This is a genomic window from Cyclobacterium sp. SYSU L10401 (genome assembly GCF_010993705.1).
GTDB lineage: Bacteria > Bacteroidota > Bacteroidia > Cytophagales > Cyclobacteriaceae > Cyclobacterium.
On the sequence record NZ_WOFO01000003.1, the window covers coordinates 519,192 to 542,663 of the forward strand.

Below are 23,472 nucleotides of genomic sequence, written 5' to 3' on the forward strand. Positions count from 1 at the left end.
TAAAACCAAAATTGCATGCCATAGGTTCCGCAAACTCAGGAGGGATGTAACATCACCTGAATGTTGGCCGAAACCTCCTTGGAAACAAAAACTTTCTTTTGGCCATCTATTAACAATTCCAGGGAGCCATCAAACTCTATTCTATCCAGGACGGCTACTTTCGCACCTATATAAACGCCTACCTTGTCCAGGTATTTTAGAAAGGCGGCACTGCTGTTGTTGACAGCCACTATTTTGCCGGATTGACCAGCAGGTACGTCTCCCAGAGCAATCCTGGGTTTGCTGCTCAACTCTCCAAATTCATCGGGAATGGGGTCTCCATGAGGATCAAATTTTGGAAAGCCCAAATACTCATCCAGTCTGCGGACGAGTAGGGGAGCATTGACATGCTCTAACTCCTCCGCAATGGTGTCAATTTCATCCCAGCTAAACTTTAATTTTTCTACCAAAAAAACCTCCCAGAGCCGGTTTCTCCGAATGATGTGTAAGGCAGTCTTGTCACCCAATTCAGTCAGGCTGACTCCCTGGTATTTTTTGTAGTGGATCAATTCTTTCTCAGCCAACTTTTTTAACATGTCACTCACAGAGGCGGCACTGGTTTGGATCAGGGAGGCAATCTCATTGGTGGATACCTTTTCCAGTCCTTCTTCCAGTAAATGGTAAATCGCTTTGAGATAATTTTCTTCTGCGGGAGATAGTTTTTTCATGGGCCGTTTTTTGGCAAAAATAGAATTTAGATTGGTCTAAAAAAAATTTTAATTTGAGACTAAATCAAATGTGGACAAGTGGGTTGGTAATGTTTTGAAAAATTAAGGTGAGTATTAATTTAATTTTAGCCTAATCTAAAAAAAGTATAATGAACTGATTTATAGCTATTTAAAATATCTACGAATGTAAATTTGGGAAAATATTGTCGGGATTTGGGATATAAGAAAAGTACAATTTACCCGATGTGATGCTTAAAGAAATCTTTCAATCAGTTGCTGAAAAGATTTTTTCTCCGCTTCCCAGCTTACTTCATTACCAGGGGCCACCTGATAAAACTCCATCCGGGAGAATTTTTCCCAGTTGGTTTTAATCCTGGTAGTATCCTTAAAATCGATCCCTATTCCGGCAGGATATTTTTGCAGCATTTCTTCCCAAACTTTATTTTCAGAGATGAGTATGGGTTTTTGATGGGCGATGCCTTCATAAAGCTTGGTTGGTATTTTATCCTTAATACTGGGAAGCTGCCTGTAAGGGAGCAATAAAACATCAGCCAATCGGATTTGGCTGAGTACGTGGGAATGGGGCAATGGGTCCGGGGAAAGCTGGAGATTTATTCCCGGGTGCATGGACACCTTTGCCTGGAGTTCGGCCGCATAGGAGGGCAGGGGACAATGCCCTATAACATGTAGCCTGGCCTCGGGTAGGACATCCCTGAGGCAAATAAACCAATTGATGGCAGTGGAAACTCCATAAACCCTGCTAATCGTACCTGTCAGTAAGAATTGTGGAGCCTGGCTCTGTCCCAATGTAAAAGGAGGTAAAAGATTTTCAGGCATGCAGGCTTTATTTTCTATGACCGTATGGTTTTTATTGGCAGGCATTTCGGCTGTAAAGCACCTCTCAGCAAAAATAAAATGGTCAATAAAAGGGCGGCTGAATCTTTCGAAAAAATAGACCAGTATCTTTCCCAGCACTTTCTTTAAACCGGATTGGGTTTGATTGTATTGCAGGTTCCACAGGTAATTTTCCTGTACATCGTAAAGCAGCTTGTAGGACAACATCCATTTTCCCAATACGGCAGCAGGTAATAGCTCAAAGGTACCTACCACCACCACCCTGGGTTTGATTCTGAAAAGGTGAAAGATAAACCTGAATGGTACCAGTACCCGGGACGGATGGGTCCTGTTTTTGGAAAAAATATCAATAAATTGAATATTTTTGACTTTGCACTTTTTTTTTGAAGAAAAACCTATGATGTTAAGGTGGTATTTATTTGTTTCACGCAATGAAAATCCCAGCTTAAACAACATCCTGGAATCATTCACAGGTTTAAGGATGGAAGCCAGGACTATAGGGATTTTTTTTCTCATCATTCGGTATTCATTCAAACAAAGCTAATATTTAAAATTTTATGGAATTACAGCACATCATAGAAAAAGCCTGGGACAACAGGGATTTGTTAAACGAAAAGGATGTCCAGATTGCCATCAAAACAGTTATTGCAGATTTGGATAATGGTTCTTTGAGGGTTGCAGAACCTCTCAATGACGGCTCATGGAAAGTAAATGATTGGGTGAAAAAGGCTGTGATTCTCTATTTTCCGATTCAGAAAATGAGGACGATAGAAGTCGGCCCCTTCGAGTTTCATGATAAAATGGCATTAAAAACCAATTATGCCAAGCAGGGTGTCCGGGTAGTTCCTCATGCAGTGGCAAGATATGGCGCATTTCTTGCTAGGGGTGTAGTCATGATGCCTTCTTATGTAAACATCGGCGCTTATGTTGACTCTGGTACCATGGTCGACACCTGGGCTACTGTAGGCTCCTGTGCGCAGATCGGGAAAAATGTACACCTTAGTGGCGGTGTGGGCATAGGAGGAGTTTTGGAACCAATTCAGGCGGCACCCGTAATCATTGAAGAAGGTGCCTTTATTGGATCCAGAGCGATCATTGTAGAAGGAGTAAGGATAGCGAAGGAAGCGGTAATCGGTGCAGGTGTAACGCTTACAGCAAGTTCTAAAATCATAGACGTAACCGGAGATGAGCCGAAAGAATACAAAGGATATGTTCCTGAAAGAGCGGTGGTTATACCTGGATCCCTTAAGAAAAACTTTAGCGCTGGAGAGTTCATGGTGCCATGCGCACTGATTATTGGCCAAAGAAAAGCTTCCACTGATTTAAAGACTTCCCTAAACGAAGCCCTTCGAGAAAATAGTGTAGCTGTATAAACTAAATTCAAATATGATTACCATTAAAAACCTATTAAGCATTTTTTTTATTGCCTTTTTGTTGGCTTCCTGTGGTGATAGTTCTTCTTCCAAAGGAGATGTTTACTACAATGAGGGCCAATATGAGGAAGCCATAATGGCTTATACCAGTTATTTGGAAAACAGGCCCAATAATGTGAAGGCCCTTTATAATAAAGGAAGAGCTCATGAAGAATTGAATGATTTCAAAGAAGCGGAAGAAAGCTTCAAATTAGCCTTGAAGCAGGATCCCAAAAACATTCAGGTTTTATTGAGTCTGTCTAATTTATACCATAAAAATGATCAGCCGGAATTGGCTTTGATGTATGCGGACAATGCGGTGGAAGTATCTGGTGCGCCTTCTATGGCCTATTTCTTAAAAGCCCGGTCCATGCACCGTATAGGCAACGTCAAGGAAGCACTCAGGGAGTACAATACTGCCATAAAAATGAGTCCTAAAAACGGACAATCTTATTATTACAGAGGGATGTTGTACGTCGCTACCGAGGAGGCCACCAAAGCCTGCCAGGATTTCAGAGCTGCTAAAGAAAATGGTTATGAACCAGCGGATGAAGCCATTAGTAATTACTGTCCATAAAAGAAAAAGTCTGGAAACCCCAGACTTTTTTTATTCATGCTCGTGATCACAAATCACTTCGGATTGAATTTTGCCTGTTCCGTCACAAGTCTTGCACGCTCCATGCTCTACAAGGCTGCCTTCACATTTGGTGCAGGTGAGCCTTCCTTTACCTGAGCACCGGTCGCATTCAAAATATTCAACAATATTAAAGACATTCCTTTTGGTCACCAGGCCATCTCCGGTACAGCGACTGCAGCCGATAACCCCAAGCCCCCGGCACAGGGAACAGGCTTGTTCCGTGTGGCCTTCCCCCTGGCAGGTTTCACAGGTTTGGTATCGGTAGCCCTTGCGATCACAGAGATTGCAATTAGCAATGGCGGCGAGTGGTTTTTCCAGCTTTTCTACAAGTACCTTTGCTTCATCGTAATGTTCTCCTTTAAAACCATTCAGGTCAAGGTATTTTTGGATGAAGGATCCGCTATTGTGATATTGTCCTAATTCATAAAGCGTAGCAGCAAAAAAATAAGGCATCTCGGCAGGAATAGGGAGGTTGCTGCTGATGATTTCCCTGAAGTGATTGTTTGCTTCCAAATAGTTTTCATTTTCCATGGCATTTACCGCCTTGTCCATCAATCTGGAAGTAGAGCCCAGGTTGGGTTGTAGCTGGGCAAGAGATGGGAAATAAAGCAGGCATAAAAGAAAAAGTAAAGCGTACCTGAGACCTTTCATGCGCATTATTATCTGTGGGGTGCTTATGGAGGGGATCCTTTCAGGTTTAATGTATTTATATTTAACAAACTGCTGTTTTTCAATAAAAGCTGAAAGCTTTGCGGAACTTTGGGAGTATCTCCAAATGCTATTCAAACCAAATGTCATATCTAATCTCATTTTCTAATGCTGATTCCAGGCTATCTGGAAGGACTTCGAAGAAATCCAACCCGGAAAATTGTTCTAAACTATCCACAGAAACCACATGATGCAATAAAGGTCGGCTGGATTTTTCATTTTTTAACAAAAAAGCCAACATTTTATACGAAGGGGGATGGATGTCAAAGATAACTTTATAAAAATATTCCGGGACCCTTACCTCATTTTCTCCTATGGAAAGCGCCCCATTGGTTTTGACCACCGGGCCTGTAATCACCAGGATATTTTCATATTCCATGGCCCATGACCGCACCTGCTGTTCTAATTTTTTCCATATACCCCGGTTAAAGCCTGGATGCTGAGGGGAAATATTGCTCATATAAAAACTCGCTTTCATGGCACTTTCTGAATACGTAAAATCCGCTGCAGGAGCCAGGTGCCCCCTGTCGTATCCTGATTTCAAGTAATCCTTGGGGTGAGCCGAGCCTGTTTCAATAAAGCGATCTTCCATAAAAACATCCTTACGCTGATGCTTTCCCAACAGCTTTTCCGGGGTCAATTGATAGGCCACCCAGGCGGCTTGTTCCAACGATTCGTCATAACCCAGAGCGTAATAGCCATGGTGGACCACTTGTAAGCTGCTTTCGGGAGACCATTGGGGTATCAAAAGGGCATGAACATAAGCCGAATCCAAGGAAAAATGGGAAGTGTCTCCGGCTTTATTTTTATTTTCCGGGGATTGCTTTTGGTCTTTTTTGGTATCAGTAGGACCTTTTTCTACCTCTTTTGCAGGCTGATAAATAGAAATGCTATCCTGATTTTTTTTCCATTCCTTTCGAACAAGGAAAGCCAGGAAAACCATCATAACCAAAAAGAATAAATAATATAAAAAAATGTTTTTATTGGATCTATTACCTCTTTTTGATTTAATTTTATGCTGTTTTGTCATTTGCTATTCTAAAAATGGATAATTTAACCGTGTAATTAATGAATACCTTACATATTATATGAAAATAGGAGTAGTCGGCGGCGGTGCAGCTGGTTTTTTTTCTGCCATTCATGCAGCATACGCCGGCCATAAAGTTAAACTTTTTGAAAAGAGTCCAAAACTACTTTCAAAAGTATTGATTTCGGGTGGGGGTAGGTGTAACCTGACGCATGGTACATTTTTTTTAAATGAATTATTAAAGGGATACCCCAGAGGTAGTGGGTTTTTAAAAAAAGTATTCCATCATTTCAGCACATCCGACACCATGGCCTGGTTTGAGAGCAGGGGAGTATTACTCAAAACAGAAACGGATTTAAGGGTGTTTCCACAGAGTGATGATTCGAAAACCATCGTCAATCTGCTTTTGGATCAGGCAAGTAAATATGGGGTGGAAGTAATGACCCGGAAGGAAATACGTGAAATAATCCCGGTAGATGGCTATTTTCTCCTGAAAGGGGATGAAATAGAAGAAAAAATGGACCGGTTAATCATTTGTACCGGAGGTAATAACAAAAAAGAGCCTTATTCCTTTTTAGAGAAACTTGGACATACCATCATTAATCCCATACCCTCTTTGTTTACATTCAATACACCAGATACAGGGTTGAAATTATTAAAGGGGATCAGTGTTCCCAGTGGGAAGATCAGGTTTGAGGGATCAAAACTTAGCTATTCGGGGCCGATTCTGATTACCCATTGGGGTATATCTGGTCCGGCTGTATTGAAGCTTTCTGCTTTTGGAGCAGATTGGTTGCACGGCAAGCAGTATCAAGCAGCTGTGCTGATCAAGTGGGATGAAAGCTTTTCAGAGCCTGGATTAAAAAATGCCTTGAATGACTTCAAAAAAAGGCATCCTAAAAAAAACATAAGAAAAAACGCCCTTTTTAGCCTTCCTGCCAGACTTTGGCAATATTTGACCCTAAAGGCGGATATAGAAGAACATTTAAACTGGGATGATATCAGTAAAAAAAAGATCAACAAATTGATAGAAAACCTATTTAACTTTTCCTTAATAATCTCAGGAAAAACTACCTTTAAGGAAGAATTCGTTACTGCTGGTGGAGTAGATCTTCGGGAGATTGATGCCAACACCATGGAAAGCAAACTGATACCCGGACTTTTTTTTGCCGGAGAAGTCATTGATGTGGATGGAATCACCGGAGGATTTAATTTTCAAGCAGCCTGGAGTACCGGATTTCTGGCTGGAAAATCGTCAACAAAATAATTACTATGGATAAAAATTTTAAGAATATTGATTTCAAAAAAATTGAAGATATGGTGGAAGACGATTTAGACTTCCGAAACCAATTGTTGGATGCCATTCAGGCGGCTGTTGAAGAACTCCGAAGCACCTATATCAGGGGGATAGAGGAGAAAAGCCTACCTACGATCAAGCAGGCAAGACATAAAATAAAGCCTACCCTAGGTTTATTTGATTTGGAAAAATTAGCCATAATTATCGGTAACGGTAAGCGATTAATGCTGGAAAAGGGATTTGATGAGGGTATTGAAGCTCATAAAAATGAATTTCTGGAGGCAGCGAATGATGTGCTGAAGGAGGTGAAAAATTACAGATAGATTTTCAATAGTCATTTTTTCCTGCTTCAAAATTCTGGTCCCAGCTCAATTGGGTAGGAATAAAAAAACATTTTATTTATAAGTAGTTGAATTGAGGGGGAAGTAATATCTTTGCTGGATTTGGAAGAAATTTTTCTTCAAAAAATGAGGTAATCCTGAAAACAATATATTTGTTTTGATTTATGTGCATAAACCTGTTAATAGTGGATGATAGTGACGTTGATATTTTAATAGTTGAAGATGCTATCTCGGAATTTTCTGACACTATTAATTTCAAAAGTTTTTCTCATCCCGAAAATTTTTTATCCTACATTGAATCGATCCATCCTGAAATGTTTCGGATGGAAAAATTCATCATAATTTCTGACATCAATATGCCCAAGATTAATGGTTTTGAAATGTTAGAGAGAATCAGGGCTCAGCCCCAAATGGCACTGGTTCCCATCATCATGTTCTCCTCCAGTTCCAGCCATCAGGATGCCCTCAAGTCCTTATCTTTAGGTGCCAATGCTTATTTGACCAAACCACTCCATATTGATACCTACCAAAAACTAATTTGCAACACCATTGAATTTTGGAAGCATCATCTTCAGGCTTAAAGGCTTCAATGGCCTATATTTTTGTTAAGGCCAGCTCTGCAACTTTATCTCCAATAGACAGCGCACTGGTAGCAGCCGGGGAAGGAGCATTGATGACATGAACCGCCCTGCTAGTTTCGTGGATGGCAAAATCATCCAAAAGGCCCCCTTCACGGTCGCATGCCTGCGCCCTGACACCTGCTCCTCCAGCTTCCAAATCCGTTTCCTGTATATCCGGAATCAACTCCTGAAGGGCTGCTGTAAAGGCCTTTTTTGAAAATGATCGTTTATACTCTCCCAGACCAGTTTTCCAATATTTTCCCGCCACTTTCTGAAGGCCTGGCCAACTTATGGCTTCTATAAATTCCTTCAGGTTAAAGTCACTTTTGTTATACCCCTCTTTCTTAAATGCCAGGACAGCATTAGGACCGGCTTCCACACCACCCCTCATCATCCGGGTAAAATGAACACCTAAAAAAGGGAAATTAGGATCTGGAACGGGGTAGATCAGGTTCTTGACCAAATATTGCCGTTCTTTCTTTATTTTAAAATACTCCCCTCTGAAGGGAATTATTTTAATGGACAAGGGGGCGTTTTCATGGAGTTCAGCAATTTTATCTGCGTATAAACCCGCACAGTTTATCAAAACCTTAGTAGTACAATCACTGCTTGAAGTTTCAATTACAATTTTATTATTTATATTTTTGATATTCAGTACCTTATGGTTTATAAATATATCTCCCCCCAAGGCTTGAAATTCTTTGGCATAGCTTAATGCAACAGCTTTATAATCTACAATTCCTGTTTGCGGCACATGTAATGCACCCAGTCCACTACAATAGGGTTCCAGTTCTTTAAGCTCATCCAAAGTAATGGACCTAATACCGGTTAGCCCATTTTGCAAACCTCTTTCCAATAGAAATTTTAGCTGTGGCAATTGATCTTTTTCTGTGGCTACCACCACCTTGCCGGTTATTTCATAGGGGATTTCATGTGTTTCGCAATATTGTACCAATTGTCGGTAGCCGTCAATACAGTTCTTAGCTTTGAGGCTTCCAGGCTTATAGTACAAACCGGAATGGATTACACCACTGTTATTTCCGGTCTGATGCCGGGCCAATTCTCCTTCTTTTTCAAGAATGGCTACTTTTAAATCAGGTTTTTGTGTCTTGATTTTTAATCCTGTTGCCAGGCCAACAATTCCTCCTCCTATAATGGTAATATCGTATGCCATAAATTTCAGATCTGTGTGCACAAATATAGCCTGTAGTTAGATAAAACTTGAAGGTTTCGCAGATAATCGCAGCGGAAACCTTTCCCATCATCATTTACCTTGCCGCTACCATTGCTCATCTTCGTGGGAGGATTCCCTGTTTTGCTCAAAATATTCCGCCAGTAAATTGGGTGCGACATCTTCCAACCTAAGGGTAGCCTTGAGTAATAAGCCATTAATTTCCAGCATCCTGTCATAGGTCGGTTGTTGAATATGAACAGGGATTTTATAGAGCAGGTGTTTGTTGTTTTGCAAAGTGGAACCTGGCTTAAAAAGAAAGGGCCATAAGGTTTTTGAGCAGGAATAACCGATATAATCAATTGGATAGGTATCCAGGTAGTTGGATATCCTTTCATTGATTTGATTGAAAAAAATTTCCGATTCTCCCAATCTCACCCTTGATCCAGCCCTGGATTTCCCCTTTGTTTTCAGGTATTTGATTTGACTTTTACCTTGCTTTTTTCTGACCATATAGGCCCTGAAAACCTTATGAGATATATTGATGCCATTTTCGAAATAGCCTACTGCTGCCATTCCTGCTTTTACCATACACAGGATATGGTTTTTTTCTTCCCACTTTATCCCGGCCTTTTCCGGTGCATAAACGGCTGTCATTGGAAGTCTTACATCCCCCAGCCTGCAGGCCTGATGATAAATAAAGATTTTATGCTTAATTGTATCGTATTCGTGTTGCATGCCATTTTTTGAGGTCCAATCCAAAAAATGCTCCAGCTCATCGGCTTTAATCAAGGCCTGCCGGTTGGTGTTTTGACTCATAAAATTATAAAATGGTTGTTTGATCGGAAGAACCTATTCCATGACAAAAAGGAAAATCGTTTACCATGACCATTCGGTAGATCGGCATTGTGATTCATGGAATTGACATTTTCATTTTTCAACATTTTTGCTACATTTAATTAATCAATATATAAAAACTTATGAATATCGCCATGCTCGGTTCCGGGTTTATAGCCCGATTTTATGCGGACACTTTACATGCCCAAAGGAGGAAGGACCAGATCACTACTGTATATTCCAGAAATGAAGCCAATGCCAAAAGATTTGCTGCAGATTATGACTTGGAATCCTATAGCACCGAAATGGAAGAAAGCATTGGTGCGGATAGTATTGATGCGGTAATTGTGGCCCTGCCCAACCACCTGCACGAAGAAGCCGTGCTGGCTTGTGCCAGGTTGGGAAAAGCCGTGTTGTGCACCAAACCACTGGGCAGAAATGCCAGTGAGGCCAGGCGCATGCTGGATGCAGTAGAGAAGGCTGGTATATTTGCCGGATACCTGGAGGACCTTTGTTACACACCCAAATTTTTGAAATCAGTAGAAAGTGTTGCTGCCGGAAGCCTGGGAAGGATATTGTGGACCAAATCCCGCGAAGCGCATCCCGGACCTCACAGCGACTGGTTTTGGGATAAGGAACTATCTGGCGGTGGAGCCATCATAGATCTAGCTTGTCATTGTGTAGAAATCGGTCGCAATTTTATCGGCAAGTCTGTACGGCCCATGGAAGTCATGTGCTGGGCAGATACCCAGGTGCACCCCATAGAAGCAGAAGACCATGCCATTGGGCTGGTCCGTTACGAAAATGGGGCCATTGGCCAGTTTGAAGTCAGTTGGACTTTTCGAGGAGGCATGGATTTGAGAGATGAAGTGATGGGAACGGAAGGTACCATTTGGCTGAATAGTTTTTTAAGAACCGGGTTTGACATGTTTACCACTGGTAAAGGGGGTAAATATGTGGCAGAAAAGGCAGAATCTGACTCAGGATGGCTATTTCCTGTTGGGGATGAAGCCCATGAATTGGGCTATCCGCACATGTTTACGGATATGTTTGATGCCATCGAAGAGGGCAGGGCACCCCTGGAAACCTTCTATGACGGATATGTAGTCAATGCCATCCTTGATGCGGCATTTTTGTCAGCAAAAAGTAAAAATTGGGAAAAAGTCCTACTAGAAGATTGGAGAGGAGATTCAAAACACCAGCAGGATAAATTTTATGCTTCCTATGATGCCAGATACTTCCTGATTAAAAAAGAGCTTCTGCCCAATGGAGACGAAAAATTAATCCTGAAGGACAAGGAAACCGGTAAGATCAAACAGGAAACCAAAAGAAATTAACCATTAAAACCAGGTTTGGCACAACCAATATAAATTACCGTTTTTTTCAATAGAATTGTAGAAATAAAAGTCCACAATAGGATTATTTAACTTATTATTGCCCTTCAAAATAAATTGATTCAAGGTAATATTTCGGGTTTTCGGTATGGTTTGGAGCTTATTTGCAGGGAAGGTTAAGATGAATCAGGTCTGCCTGGTACTTTTAGGAGTACTCTTGTCATTTCCTGGTTTCAGTCAAAAAATTAATGATGACTACAGGTTGCATATCAAGCGGGCCAGTTCTCCGGTAATCATAGACGGTAAAGCGGATGAGCAGGCCTGGAAGGACGCTGAAGTGGCCAGTGATTTTTATATGATCCTGCCCATGGACACCAGTTTCTCTCAGGTAGAGACGGAAGTCATGATGACCTATGACGATGAGCGCCTATACTTGTTGGTAATCAACCACCATGCTGTCCCCGGTCCCTATTATGTGGAATCACTGCGCCGGGATTTTTCATTTGGAAAGAATGACAATTTCCTCTTATTCATGGACACCTTCGATGACCAGACCAATGGCTTTTCATTTGGTGCCAATGCCGCCGGAGCCCAATGGGACGGGATCATGTATGAAGGGGGAAAGGTAGATTTAAGCTGGGACAATAAGTGGGTTTCCAAGGTTCAAAACTATGAAGACAGATGGGTTTTTGAGGCCTCCATACCGTTCAAATCCATCCGATACAAAAAAGGAATCAAGGAATGGGGGATTAATTTCAGTCGCCTGGACTTAAAAACCACGGAAAAATCTTCCTGGGCTCCTGTCCCCAGGCAGTTTCCTTCCGCCTCCCTGGCTTATACAGGTATCCTGGTTTGGGATGAGGCCCCGCCAGAGGCAGGAATGAATGTTTCCATCATCCCTTATGTCATGGGAGGTAGTGTAAAAGACAATGAAGGCGGCATTCCAACAGATTACCAAAACAGGGTAGGAGTGGATGCAAAAATCGCTGTAAGTTCTTCATTAAACCTGGACCTAACCGTAAATCCTGATTTTTCGCAGGTGGAAGTGGACCGGCAGATTACCAACCTGGATCGCTTCGAATTGTTTTTTCCTGAACGGAGACAATTTTTTCTGGAAAATGGAGATTTGTTCGCCAATTTTGGATACGAAACCATCCGGCCATTCTTTTCCCGACGCATTGGTTTGAATGCCCCCATTCAGTTTGGGGCCAGGCTTAGCGGAAAAATCAATCGCGACTGGCGTATTGGGGCCATGAACATGCAAACAGGACAGGTAGAGGAAACGGCAACACCAGCCCAAAACTTTACCGTGATGTCAGCCCAAAGGAGAGTGGGACAACGGTCCAATATTGCCGCCATCTTCGTCAATAAGGCCAATATGGGCCAGGTGCCCGGCAGTAATGGAGCAAATGTGGAACCTATCCCTGCCTATGATAGAAATTTGGGTTTGGAATACAACCTGGCCTCATCCAACAACCTCTGGACCGGAAAGGCCCTTTTCCTGAAATCGTTTAGCCCCGTTCAATCGGGTGAAAGCATGGTGCATGCGGCCAATCTCAGGTATTCCAGTGGCAACCTGACCTGGGAATGGAAACATGAATACGTTTCACCCAATTATACAGCAGAGGTAGGTTATGTTCCCCGAAATGGCTACTACCGGATCAATCCAAATATGGAATACCTCTTTTTCCCAAAGAGTAAGAAAATTCTCAGGCATGGCCCCACCGTAAATACTTCCCTTTTTTACAATATGGATAGGGAACAGACAGACAACATTACCGAATTGGGCTATACGGTGCGGTTCAGGAGTCAGAGTAACCTGACGGCCAAATACACCTATAACCGGATATTGTTACAACAGGCTTTTGACCCTACAAACTTTAGCGGCGATACATTGGCGGCGTTTACAGACCACACCTGGAATGCCATAGGCATGGAATATGTATCCAAACCGCAAAGTCTCTTTACTTACACTGTCTCCTCTCAGTACGGAGGCTATTTTGCTCAGGGAGAAAGGTTTAATCTATCTGGAGAGCTGGGATACAGGTTCCAGCCTTATGTTGGCCTATCGATGACGGGAAATTATAACCAGATTGATCTTCCGGAACCCTGGGGTGATACCAGGTTTTGGCTGGTGGGTCCCAGAGTGGATGTGACCTTTACCAACACCCTGTTTTTCACTGCATTTGCGCAATACAACGAGCAGATAGACAATATCAATTTAAACACCAGGTTTCAATGGCGGTTTAAGCCTGCTTCTGACCTTTACCTGGTTTTTACAGATAATTACCTGCCTGCACCATTTTATGTAAAAAACAGGACCCTGGCATTGAAATTTACTTACTGGTGGACCTGGTAGCATCGGACCAGCTACCAATGATCCAGTCCCAGTAGTTTTCTACCCAGGGGACTTAAGCTGGCCCTTTCATACTTGGATTGTTCCCAGTTTCTGGGATCTCCCGGAAAGGCATATCCATCGGGTGCTATCCTGTTTTTCCAGGAAGATATGCGCCAATTTCTCAGCTCCTCATTATCATTCTCGGCTGGCATCATGGAGATGTATTGGGCCATCCTTACTTTGTCCCGACTGGTATTCGGGCGGATTCCATGGGGCAGTTTACTATTGAAGATCAACAGGTCACCCTCCTCCAGCTTTATTTTTGCCAATTCAAATCCACTGGTGTCAGGTTTGAACCTGTCCCTGTCTTCCGGTTGACTTTGTTTCCAGGTTTCATATTCGCGATAGAGTTCCGGGATACATTGAAAACCTCCTACATTTGGTTCAGTCTGGTCATTCAATGCGACCAGTCCCTGAACATTTTGAGGGTTCGTTTCCGGATCATAATCCCAATGAATGAAGCCTTTGAACTCAAATCCAGGTCGGGAAGGCAGGTTAAGGTTTGCCCTGTCTATGGTAACCCAAAGTTCATCCATACCCCAAATATCGGTGAAGGTTTCATACACCTTAGGGTATTGCCGGATATCCCACAGGTATTGGTGGTTGTAAATTTCTACCATCCCGCTATTGGTCAATTCTTTCATTTTCATTTCCGGTTTGTCCTCCCCATACCAGGTTTCCGGACGATTAGGGTCCTTCTCTTCAAATTCCCACAACAACTGCTGCAACCTGGATGTCAGTCCTTTGGGTACTGCTTTTTTGATGATCACATACCCGTTGTCTACCCAGAAATGCCAATCATTCTCCGTCAAAACCTTCAGCGGACGACCCGTGCTTCTGTCATTTAAAAAAACTTTACTGGAGGTCGCAGTAGATGGGTTTCCAGGAATATCTTTATGATTTTTATTAATAGCCATCGTAAAATTTTTATCTTTCAGGCAAAATATAACATTAATAATTTAATTCTACAAAAACCTAAAATATTAAGAATAAGCGACATTTTTGATTTGATCTGCTTATATTTCCATTAATGTAAATTAGTTTCAGGATGGATTTTACATTGCTTAGCTTGAAACATGAAACCTCAACCAATGAACTTATTCAAACTACCTGTCTTGCTCATGGTATGCTGCCTGGCAGGATTGTGGCTACCTGCTCCCTTGGCTCAGGCGCAAAGTGGTTCGGAAATTTACCACCAACTTTTAAAACTAAAGGAGACCAAACGGGTATTGTATATCGCTGCCCATCCAGATGATGAAAATACCCGGCTGATCGGTTATTTGTCTAATGCCATTAATGCTGAGGTCGCTTATTTGTCACTCACCAGGGGTGATGGCGGACAAAACCTGATTGGAAAAGAATTGGGCATCCAGTTGGGAATGATCCGCACACAGGAATTATTGAAAGCCAGAGAAACGGATGGTGGCAGACAATTTTTTTCGCGAGCCATTGACTTTGGTTACAGCAAAAATCCAGACGAAACCTTAAACAATTGGGACCGGGAAAAATTGCTTTCTGATGTGGTTTGGGTCATCAGGAACTTCCAGCCAGACATCATCATTACCAGATTTAACACCACCCCGGGTACTACCCATGGACACCATACTACCTCAGCCATTCTTGCGGGAGAGGCTTTCAAAAAATCTGGAGATCCCGATGTTTTTCCAGAACAATTGCAGGTGGTAGCTCCCTGGACCGCCAAAAGAATTTTTTGGAATGCATACAATTGGGGAGGGCAATATGAGCCCAAACCAGATAAAAAATATTATCGTTTTCCAGTAGGCGCATTCAATCCCTTGCTTGGCACCACCTATTCACAAATTGCAGCAGACAGCAGGACCATGCATAAGTCGCAAGGCTTCGGGTCTACGGCTTCTATTGGAGAGGGACAGGATTTCATCGAGTTTGTTGCCGGAGATTCATTTGAAGATGGTCCCTTTGATGGTATTCCCAACAGATGGGAAAACCTGGATCGGGGTAAAGTCATTCAGAACCAAATTGAGGGGTTGCTGGAAAATTTTGATTTTGTGCATCCGGAAAATAATTTACCGGAACTACTCGATATTAAAGTAAATTTAAATCAGGTTCAGGAAAATTTACCCTGGGTCAAAGAAAAGCAAAAACTGATCGATGAGATCACCTTAGATGCCCTGGGCTGGAAATCCTTGTTTTTAGCTAACAAAGAGTTGTCCTTTCCTTCTGACCAAATTGGCGGTCGGCTTGTGGTGAATCAACCCTATAAAACAGCTGTCAATTTACGGTCATTTGAGGTATTGGATACTACCCACGAATTGAATTCAACCCTGAGTGACAACAAACCTTTTGAATTGGAAATGGATTTGTCTATACCGGAAACGTATCCTATTTCCCAACCCTATTGGCTGGAAAAAGCTCCCGAGAACAATTTATATACAGTAAGTGAGCAGGCCATGATCGGAAAAGCCTTCAACGAGCCCTCTATTTCGGGAACCTTGGGTTTTGATATCAATGGGCATAATTTTGAAATAGAAATTCCCCTCCAATACCGATACAATGATCAGGTCAACGGCGAAATCATTCAGCCTTTTACGATTGTACCAAAGGCTTCGGTAAGTGTAGATCAGGACAATGTATTCCTGCTCAATGGACAGGAATCCATCATAGGAGTGACGGTGACTTTTGAAGGAGATATGGTACCAGGAACCATAGGCATCGACGGACTGAACAATGAAGCCTACCGCATTGTGGGAAAGCTGACAGACAAGGCCAATGGCAAGTACTATTTTAAAGTAGCCTTATCCAATACCAATGGGGTGGAAAAATCAAACCATACCGTGTTTTTTGAAAGTGAAGATGGCCTGGTTTTCAACCAAGGCAGGAATCGCATCCTATATGATCATATTCCAAACCTGACCTATTTTCCGGAAGCTTCATTTAACCTGATCCGGATGAATATGGACATGAGCCAACAAACGATTGGGTACATACCGGGTGCAGGAGATGATATTCCCGGCGTTTTGAGAAACCTGGGCTATACGGTGGAAATGTTGGAGAATGACAATTTCGGCCCCTCGCTTTTTAGCAAATACCCTACCATCATCGTAGGCATCAGGGCCTTCAACGTCAATCAACGGCTGGCCAACCAAACCGCAGCATTGATGGAATATGTGAAAGATGGGGGTAACCTGATTGTGCAATACAATACCAGTTCGCCCTTGCTCTCCCGTGATTTTGGTCCCTATCCGCTGGAGCTTTCCAGGGACAGGATAGCTGTGGAAGATTCACCCGTAAAAATACTATTGAAGGAGCATCCGGCGCTGAATCATCCCAATAAAATTGAAAATATGGATTTTGAAGGCTGGGTTCAGGAAAGGGGCTTGTATTTCCCTAGAGATTGGGATGATAATTACCAAACGCCCCTGCTCATGCAGGACCCCAATGAGTCCCCGACCAAAGGATCGCTCCTGCTAAGCCGCTATGGCAAGGGTACTTTCACCTATTCAGGCATCTCCTGGTTCCGATTATTGCCTGCAGGGGTTCCAGGAGCAATTAAATTATTTGTCAACCTAATCGAACAATCCGGTGAAGAAGGAAAAGGAATATCAGCATTGGAATAGACTTTATTGGCTTCAGGTGATTGTGCTTGGCATTTTGGTTATTTTACTTTATATATTAACCCATGCTTTTTCATGAGTTACCTGGACTGGACCATCATGTTCGGCACCTTGGTTGCTATTGCCGCTTATGGTATATACAAAACCTATGGCCCCAAGGACATGGAAAAATACCTGAAAGGGGGGAATGATCTGAACTGGTGGACCATAGGCCTTTCCATCATGGCAACCCAGGCTTCTGCCATTACTTTTTTAAGTACTCCCGGACAGGCTTATGCAGACGGCATGAGGTTTATACAATTTTATTTTGGCCTGCCTGTAGCCATGATCATCATCTCGGTGGTGTTTTTGCCCATTTATTACCGGTTAAAGGTCTATACTGCCTATGAGTTTCTGGAGACCCGTTTTGACCTGAAAACAAGGACCCTGACGGCCTGTTTGTTTTTGGTTCAGCGTGGATTGGCAGCCGGGATTACCATTTATGCGCCGGCCATTATTCTATCTACATTGCTGGAATGGAACCTGACACTTACCAATTTTTTCATCGGGATAATGGTGATCGTCTATACCGTTTCGGGAGGTACGAAAGCGGTATCCATCACCCAAAAACAACAAATGACCGTAATGATGGGTGGGATGATTCTGGCTGGAATCATTGTCATTCATATGATCCCGGTGAAATTTACCGAAGCCTTGCATTTGGCTGGCAAAATGGAGAAATTAAATATCGTCAATTTTGAATTTGATCTTTCCGACAGGTATAACTTCTGGTCGGGAGTGACAGGGGCTTTGTTTTTGTTTTTATCCTATTTTGGCACGGATCAATCTCAGGTACAGCGGTACCTCAGTGGCCGCTCCTTAACACAGAGCAGGATGGGATTGATGATGAACGGATTTTTAAAGGTGCCCATGCAATTTGTGATCTTATTTATTGGTGTCATGGTGTTTGTTTTTTACCAGTTTTTCCAGCCGCCTGTCATTTTCAATACCATTCAATTGGATAAACTCAAGCAAAGTGAACTTATAGAGGATTTTCAGGTACTGGAAGATGAATACAGCCATATATTTGATGAAAAAAGTGAAAGTATTCAGCAGTTATTGGGAGCCATTTCTTCAGAAAACGAGTCTCAAACGAATCAGTACAAGGCTGAGATCTTTGATCATTCAGCCAGGCAGGAAGAAGTAAGAGAAAAAGTAAAAGCATTGATTGTCAGGAATGACCCGTTAGCAGAAACCAACGATACCGATTACGTTTTTATGCGTTTTGTGATGGATTACCTGCCTAAAGGGATCGTAGGGCTCCTATTTGCTGTGATTTTCAGTGCAGCCATGTCATCCACTGCATCGGAATTGAATGCCCTTTCCTCTACGACGACCATGGATATCTACAAAAGGTCCATCAGAAAGTCAGAAAGCAGCAGGCATTACATGTTATCATCTAAATGGTTTACAGCCCTTTGGGGGTTATTTGCTGTGCTTTTTGCTACTTATGCTACCTTGTTTGAGAACCTGATTCAGGCAGTTAACTTATTGGGATCCCTTTTTTATGGCACCATACTCGGTATATTCCTGGTTGGCTTTTTTATGAAATGGGTTGGGGGAAGAGCCGTCTTTGTGGCTTCCATTATCACTGAAATATTGATCCTGACCCTCCATTTTTATAATGGAAAAACCGTTGCTGGAATGGCAATTGATGTGGGATACTTGTGGTACAATGCCATCGGCTGTATCCTGGTCATGTTGATTGCCGCTATTCTGCAGTTATTTATCCCCAAAAAAGTCAAAGGATAAAAAAATTAAAGGAGCTGCTCATTAAACCTGAGCAGCTCCTTTGAAACTATTTTAAAGAAGCAATCAGTCTTTCATTCAGACCAACATAATCTGGATTATTGGCTTCCTTGGCCAGTTCCAGGGATTGCTGTGCCGTGGCGATGGCTTCTGATTTCATGCCTAAAGCTGCCTGAATTTTAGCTTTCAGGTGTACGATATAATATTTTGGATCAGCGTCCACAGCTTTATTGACCCATTCCAAAGCAGTGTCCAGGTCCTTGTCATTGGTAAAGTAGTAGTTTGCTGCCTGAAAATAAAGCCCGGGGTTATCACTGTCCTGATCGATAAGCAATTCCCTGATCTGTTTCATGACCACCGGATCCACTTCAGTTTCCATCCTTAGCTCGATCTGGCTCTTATCCCATGCCAGTTGTAAAGTCGCGCCAGTATCTGTCAGGTCTGCAAATTGAATGGACATGGATTCCACTGGCTTTCTTAGTTTGTTTACCGGAACAGATACCCGTAGGGCATCGTCATTGGCATCATAACCCATTGCTCCCCAAAGTTCGGTTTTTTTGGAAAAAATGACCGTCCATTGTTTTTTATCCGGTATGGTATAAAAAGCGTATTTGCCAGCAGGCAGATTTTGCCCATTTACCTTGATATCTGTATCGAATTCAAGTGTAGTAGGGTTGTTGGCACCGGTCCTCCAAACCTGTCCAAAGGGAACCAACTCGCCAAAAATTTTTCGTCCCTTTTTACTTGGTCTGGAATAATCTAGGTGGACTTCAGTTAATCCCATTTGCTGAACCACTTTGCTACTGGGACTGGCCTGAGGCATTTTGATCTGAGCGAATCCATTTATTTGGATTAACGACAAAATTGTAATGAGAAAAAGCAGATTTTTTGTTTTCATAGAAATTTATAATTAGATTGTAGTTATGATCATCCGAAGCATTTTTAGTTTACGGCACAGGTAAATCTATTGTTTTACCGGTAGGATCCTTTTCGGTAAAGATATGGAAATTGTGAGTAAATTCTGTGCCATTTTAGTAATCCTGTTGGGGTAATTGTTTGGTGGTTGGTTAGCTAAAGTGCATTTTTGGAGGTCATTTTTGAAAATATTTAATCTTTTAATCAAAATTCTTTCAATGGGACTTGCAATTATTGCTCCAAATAAATCAATAGATGAAATCAATGCCTGGACGGCTGTGTTCAGGGAAATCAATCCTCAATTACATATTCAGGTTTTTCCTGAGATCAGCGATAAAAAAGCCGTAGAGGTAGTGGTGCTCTGGCAGCACCCCAAAGGTATATTACATGAATTTCCAAACCTGCGCTTAATTTGTTCCATGGGATCAGGAGTAGATCATATCATGGCAGATTACAGTCCGGACAATGTGCCGATTACCCGAATCGTAGATCCTAGATTGACGTTTTCCATGACCAATTATGTGGTCATGGGCATTCTTAATCATCACCGGCAGATCTTGCGGTACATCAAGGATAACCAATCCAAAACCTGGGACATGAGCCAACCTGAGATTCCCATTTCAGTAGGGGTAATGGGAGTAGGTGAATTGGGCGGTGATGTTTTGGATAAAGTTGCCGGGCTTGGATTTCCAGCCATAGGTTATGGCAATTCACCCAAATCCAATTTCAGGCACCGCTATTTTTACGGCGATCAATTGCAGGAGTTTTTAAATGAAGTGAATCTGATTGTCTGTTTGCTACCCTTAACGCCCAAGACGGTCGGATTTTTAAACAAGGATTTATTCAGGAAATTTAAAAAAGGAACTTACCTGATCAACGTAGCGAGGGGAAAGCACCTGGTGGAAGAAGACCTTATACCAGCCATCCAGGCCGGTTTTATTTCAGGTGCCTTGCTGGATGTTTTTCAGGAGGAGCCCTTGCCCGTGACACACCCCTTCTGGGAGCATGATAAAATTACCGTCACCCCACATATTGCCAGTATCACCAATCACAAAGCCGCAGCTCCACAAATTATGGAGAACTACCAGAACCTGATGGCCGATAAACCCCTTATCAACCAAATCAACAAAAACCAGGGCTATTAAACCTATACCATTCTTTATGAAAACCTATACCATTCTTTGTCCTACTGATTTTTCCGAATGCTCCTTAAATGCCATTGAATATGCAGCCAAAATAGGTGAGGAAAAAGGGGCAACATTAATTTTGTTTCATGTACCAGATCAGGAGGACTACGAAAAACTTTTCCCCGGAAACCAACTGAGTGAAAGCCTTCAAACAGCTCAAAGGAAATTAAAGCGCCTGGTGGAAACCGTTCGGGAGGAAAGTCTGGATAAAGGACTTTCCGAGTGTAAAGGCATCCTGCAGGAAGGGAAGACCGTTTCCTCCATTCTTGACTTTTCGGAAAGGGAAAAAGTGGACCTGATCATCATGGGAACTGAGGGAATCAATGAGGTCAAAAAAAACTATATAGGTACAAAGTCCAGCAAGGTAGTCCTAAAGGCAGCTTGTGATGTCTTTATCATTCCCAGAAAGGTATTTTTCAAAGCCCCAAGAAAACTGGTCTACGCTACGGATTACCTGGAGGAAGACAAACTGGCCATTCAGAAAGTAATTGAGCTGGCAAAGTATTATGAGGCCGAAGTAGATGTGGTACATGTCAGTACCCGGGTGAAAATCATCGACAAGGCCCAACACCTGCTTATGATGGAGGAGTTAATTCCTTTTGTTAATTATGAAAAAATAAATTTTGTGTTGAAAAGCTATCGGGATGAGCCAGGTCTTGGATTGGAAAACTACCTGATCACCGCCAAAGGGGATATATTATTTACCCTGAGCAGAAAAAAGTCATGGTTTGAACAACTTTTCACTAAAAACCTTTCCAAAAAGATGTCTTACTTTATCAACAAGCCCCTTTATGTGGTCAAGACCCTTTGAACTTTGAACTTAAGAATTGCTTAAATTCATGCCTGGTCTCCTTTTTGGTAAATAAGTCGGTTAAAATAGAAAAGTAATGGCCCAAACTCATGGGCTTATTTTCATCCTCCTGGATAAAATGAGGCTCATTTAAGGAAGTATTCTCCGGGGAAGTGAAATCTTCTTTGCTTTCCTTGTTGTCATAGCCAGACAACCGATCTGCTTCAGAAAAGCTGTTTTTAGATTTTTGCTGATAGCCTAATTTCTCTTCTACCAATCCTTTATTGTTATAGGCAATGGCATCTTCAGGATCAAGGGCAATGGCTTTTTCATAATCCGCTATGGCCCCCTTCAAATCACCGATCCTATCTTTGAAATAAGCCCTGCTGGAATAACGATATGGGTTATTGGGATCTAAATTCAGGGCCTGATCAAAGGCCTCCATCGCCTCCTGATTCCTTTTCAGCAAATGAAGGACCACTGCACGATCGCTGATAAAGGTAGTATTAAAGGGCTCTAGTGCAATCAATTTATCAAAATCGCTGATGGCCTGGTCCAATGATCCCAGCCGGGACTGGATTCTGCCCCGAAAATGCAGGTATTCTGATTTTGGGCCATCAGATTGCACCAATTTATCAAATATCAGTAACGCTTCCTCGAATTTCCCCTCTTTGTAGCAAATAATTCCTTTTTCTATCGTTTCCACCATTTTTCATTTAGATCTTCTATACATACAAAAATTATGGCTGTATTGTTTCTGCTCACCCTTGATAATCCTATATTCTTTTTATATTTGAGTTCTTGTTGAGATATTTTTAAACCAGGTATGCCCAATAATCCGGAAAGTATTCTTAAAGATTTAGAAGCAAACAAATTTGCCCCCATCTATTTTCTTCAGGGAGAGGAACCCTACTTCATCGACAAAATTACTGATTTTATTGAAAACAATGCCCTATCCCCGCAGGATCGTGGATTTAACCAAACCATTGTTTATGGAAAGGATTCCAGTATGGAGTCTATCCTTACCCATGCCAAAAGATTTCCCATGATGGCAGACCGGCAGGTGGTCATCGTAAAGGAAGCCCAATACATTCAGGATTTGAACAGGGAACATGGCATGCAGCAGTTACTTTCCTACATTCAAAATCCCTTACCCAGTACCATCCTTGTTTTTGCCTATAAATATAAAATATTAGACGGCAGAAAGGCCCTGGCGAAAGAATTGGATAAGAAGGCTGTTTTGGTGAAATCCGACAAAATACAAGAATACAAGCTGGGTCCTTACATTGACAAATATGTCAAATCAAAGGGGTTTACCATTGAACCCAGGGCCTGTCAGGTAATTGCGGAATCCATTGGCAATAATATGGAGGTGCTGACAAATGAGATTGATAAAATGCTCATAAATTTTGACGAGCCCGTTCAAATTGATTCTTCGCACATTCAAAAATATGTTGGCATCAGTAAGGATTTTAATAATTTTGAATTGACAAAATCGCTGAGCTATAAGGATGTCCCAAAGGCCAATACCATCATCCGCTACTTTTCCCAGAACCAGAAATCACACCCCCTGGTACCTCTTTTATACTTGCTGTACACCCATTTTACGCGTTTACTGCTCCTCAAAGTTAACCAGAACATGGGTGAACGGGAACTGGCAGGACTATTAAAAGTAAACCCCTATTTTATAAAAGAATACATCACTGCAGGGAAAAATTACCCTTTAGGCAAGATTATTGATATCATCGGATACCTGAGAGAAGCAGATTTACGTTCCAAAGGAGTAACAGCAAGCAATATGGAAGAAAGCCAGATACTTAAAGAACTCATTTTTAAAATTCTTCATTGATCCGAA

Annotated in this window: 21 protein-coding genes; 12 read left to right on the forward strand and 9 right to left on the reverse strand. The window is 42.1% G+C overall.

Annotated elements, in window-relative coordinates; genetic code table 11:
- Positions 1-35: 35 nt before the first annotated feature.
- Together GL182_RS10050 and GL182_RS10055 are read right to left on the reverse strand one after the other, a co-directional pair.
- A complete protein-coding gene (locus GL182_RS10050; protein ID WP_163379519.1) occupies positions 36-707 on the reverse strand; it encodes a metal-dependent transcriptional regulator in 672 nt (223 codons plus the stop codon).
- Between the two features lie 252 nt (positions 708-959).
- The gene (locus GL182_RS10055) at positions 960-2,081 is read right to left on the reverse strand and encodes a glycosyltransferase family 4 protein (RefSeq protein ID WP_163379520.1); all 1,122 of its coding nucleotides are present in this window, start codon (positions 2,079-2,081) and stop codon (positions 960-962) included.
- Positions 2,082-2,119: 38 nt separating this feature from the next.
- Between GL182_RS10055 and GL182_RS10060 the strand changes: the two genes are divergently transcribed.
- Positions 2,120-2,935 carry a 2,3,4,5-tetrahydropyridine-2,6-dicarboxylate N-succinyltransferase gene (locus GL182_RS10060; protein WP_163379521.1) on the forward strand — a complete coding sequence of 272 codons (816 nt, stop codon included), beginning with the start codon at positions 2,120-2,122 and terminating at the stop codon, positions 2,933-2,935.
- A gap of 13 nt (positions 2,936-2,948) precedes the next feature.
- Positions 2,949-3,551 carry a tetratricopeptide repeat protein gene (locus GL182_RS10065; RefSeq protein WP_163379522.1) on the forward strand — a complete coding sequence of 201 codons (603 nt, stop codon included), beginning with the start codon at positions 2,949-2,951 and terminating at the stop codon, positions 3,549-3,551.
- A gap of 30 nt (positions 3,552-3,581) precedes the next feature.
- Here the strand turns inward: GL182_RS10065 and GL182_RS10070 are convergent, their stop codons facing one another.
- Both GL182_RS10070 and GL182_RS10075 read right to left on the reverse strand, forming a co-directional pair.
- Entirely contained in the window at positions 3,582-4,268 is a 687-nt protein-coding gene (locus GL182_RS10070) for a molecular chaperone DnaJ (RefSeq protein ID WP_163379523.1), read from the reverse strand.
- Between the two features lie 121 nt (positions 4,269-4,389).
- Positions 4,390-5,265 (reverse strand): DNA/RNA non-specific endonuclease, encoded by an 876-nt coding sequence (locus GL182_RS10075; protein WP_163379524.1) that lies wholly within the window; start codon positions 5,263-5,265, stop codon positions 4,390-4,392.
- Positions 5,266-5,407: 142 nt separating this feature from the next.
- On the opposite strand from GL182_RS10075, the gene GL182_RS10080 reads away from it, so the two are divergent.
- The 3 genes from GL182_RS10080 to GL182_RS10090 all read left to right on the forward strand — a co-directional run bounded on the left by GL182_RS10080 (position 5,408) and on the right by GL182_RS10090 (position 7,565).
- Entirely contained in the window at positions 5,408-6,613 is a 1,206-nt protein-coding gene (locus tag GL182_RS10080; protein ID WP_163379525.1) for an NAD(P)/FAD-dependent oxidoreductase, read from the forward strand.
- A 5-nt stretch (positions 6,614-6,618) separates the two neighbouring features.
- The gene (locus GL182_RS10085) at positions 6,619-6,966 is read left to right on the forward strand and encodes a hypothetical protein (RefSeq protein ID WP_163379526.1); all 348 of its coding nucleotides are present in this window, start codon (positions 6,619-6,621) and stop codon (positions 6,964-6,966) included.
- A gap of 182 nt (positions 6,967-7,148) precedes the next feature.
- Positions 7,149-7,565, forward strand: a complete 417-nt coding sequence (locus GL182_RS10090; protein WP_240469766.1) for a response regulator — start codon at positions 7,149-7,151, stop codon at positions 7,563-7,565.
- A gap of 13 nt (positions 7,566-7,578) precedes the next feature.
- On the opposite strand, the gene lhgO is transcribed toward GL182_RS10090, so the two are convergent.
- Entirely contained in the window at positions 7,579-8,778 is a 1,200-nt protein-coding gene (gene lhgO / locus GL182_RS10095; RefSeq protein ID WP_163379528.1) for an L-2-hydroxyglutarate oxidase, read from the reverse strand.
- 105 nt (positions 8,779-8,883) lie between these two features.
- Complete coding sequence (locus GL182_RS10100; RefSeq protein WP_240469767.1) at positions 8,884-9,594, reverse strand: hypothetical protein; 711 nt, start codon at positions 9,592-9,594, stop codon at positions 8,884-8,886.
- A 161-nt stretch (positions 9,595-9,755) separates the two neighbouring features.
- On the opposite strand from GL182_RS10100, the gene GL182_RS10105 reads away from it, so the two are divergent.
- The gene (locus GL182_RS10105) at positions 9,756-10,949 is read left to right on the forward strand and encodes a Gfo/Idh/MocA family protein (protein WP_163379529.1); all 1,194 of its coding nucleotides are present in this window, start codon (positions 9,756-9,758) and stop codon (positions 10,947-10,949) included.
- A 178-nt stretch (positions 10,950-11,127) separates the two neighbouring features.
- Complete coding sequence (locus GL182_RS10110) at positions 11,128-13,305, forward strand: DUF5916 domain-containing protein (protein ID WP_163379706.1); 2,178 nt, start codon at positions 11,128-11,130, stop codon at positions 13,303-13,305.
- Positions 13,306-13,316: 11 nt separating this feature from the next.
- Here the strand turns inward: GL182_RS10110 and GL182_RS10115 are convergent, their stop codons facing one another.
- Positions 13,317-14,261, reverse strand: coding sequence for a phytanoyl-CoA dioxygenase family protein (locus GL182_RS10115; protein WP_163379530.1), 945 nt, complete (start codon positions 14,259-14,261; stop codon positions 13,317-13,319).
- A gap of 174 nt (positions 14,262-14,435) precedes the next feature.
- Between GL182_RS10115 and GL182_RS10120 the strand changes: the two genes are divergently transcribed.
- Entirely contained in the window at positions 14,436-16,940 is a 2,505-nt protein-coding gene (locus GL182_RS10120; RefSeq protein ID WP_240469768.1) for a PIG-L family deacetylase, read from the forward strand.
- A gap of 72 nt (positions 16,941-17,012) precedes the next feature.
- Positions 17,013-18,728, forward strand: coding sequence for a sodium:solute symporter (locus GL182_RS10125; protein ID WP_163379532.1), 1,716 nt, complete (start codon positions 17,013-17,015; stop codon positions 18,726-18,728).
- A 46-nt stretch (positions 18,729-18,774) separates the two neighbouring features.
- Here the strand turns inward: GL182_RS10125 and GL182_RS10130 are convergent, their stop codons facing one another.
- Complete coding sequence (locus tag GL182_RS10130; RefSeq protein WP_163379533.1) at positions 18,775-19,623, reverse strand: DUF2911 domain-containing protein; 849 nt, start codon at positions 19,621-19,623, stop codon at positions 18,775-18,777.
- A 235-nt stretch (positions 19,624-19,858) separates the two neighbouring features.
- Here GL182_RS10130 and GL182_RS10135 point away from each other — a divergent pair, with 235 nt between their 5' ends.
- Positions 19,859-20,785 (forward strand): 2-hydroxyacid dehydrogenase, encoded by a 927-nt coding sequence (locus GL182_RS10135; protein WP_163379534.1) that lies wholly within the window; start codon positions 19,859-19,861, stop codon positions 20,783-20,785.
- Between the two features lie 16 nt (positions 20,786-20,801).
- Positions 20,802-21,638 (forward strand): universal stress protein, encoded by an 837-nt coding sequence (locus tag GL182_RS10140; RefSeq protein ID WP_163379535.1) that lies wholly within the window; start codon positions 20,802-20,804, stop codon positions 21,636-21,638.
- On the opposite strand, the gene GL182_RS10145 is transcribed toward GL182_RS10140, so the two are convergent.
- Positions 21,625-22,326 carry a tetratricopeptide repeat protein gene (locus GL182_RS10145; RefSeq protein WP_163379536.1) on the reverse strand — a complete coding sequence of 234 codons (702 nt, stop codon included), beginning with the start codon at positions 22,324-22,326 and terminating at the stop codon, positions 21,625-21,627. The two genes, GL182_RS10140 and GL182_RS10145, sit on opposite strands and share 14 nt — an antisense overlap.
- A gap of 117 nt (positions 22,327-22,443) precedes the next feature.
- Between GL182_RS10145 and holA the strand changes: the two genes are divergently transcribed.
- On the forward strand, positions 22,444-23,466 hold the full coding sequence (gene holA / locus GL182_RS10150; RefSeq protein ID WP_163379537.1) for a DNA polymerase III subunit delta: 1,023 nt from the start codon (positions 22,444-22,446) through the stop codon (positions 23,464-23,466).
- Positions 23,467-23,472: the final 6 nt, after the last annotated feature.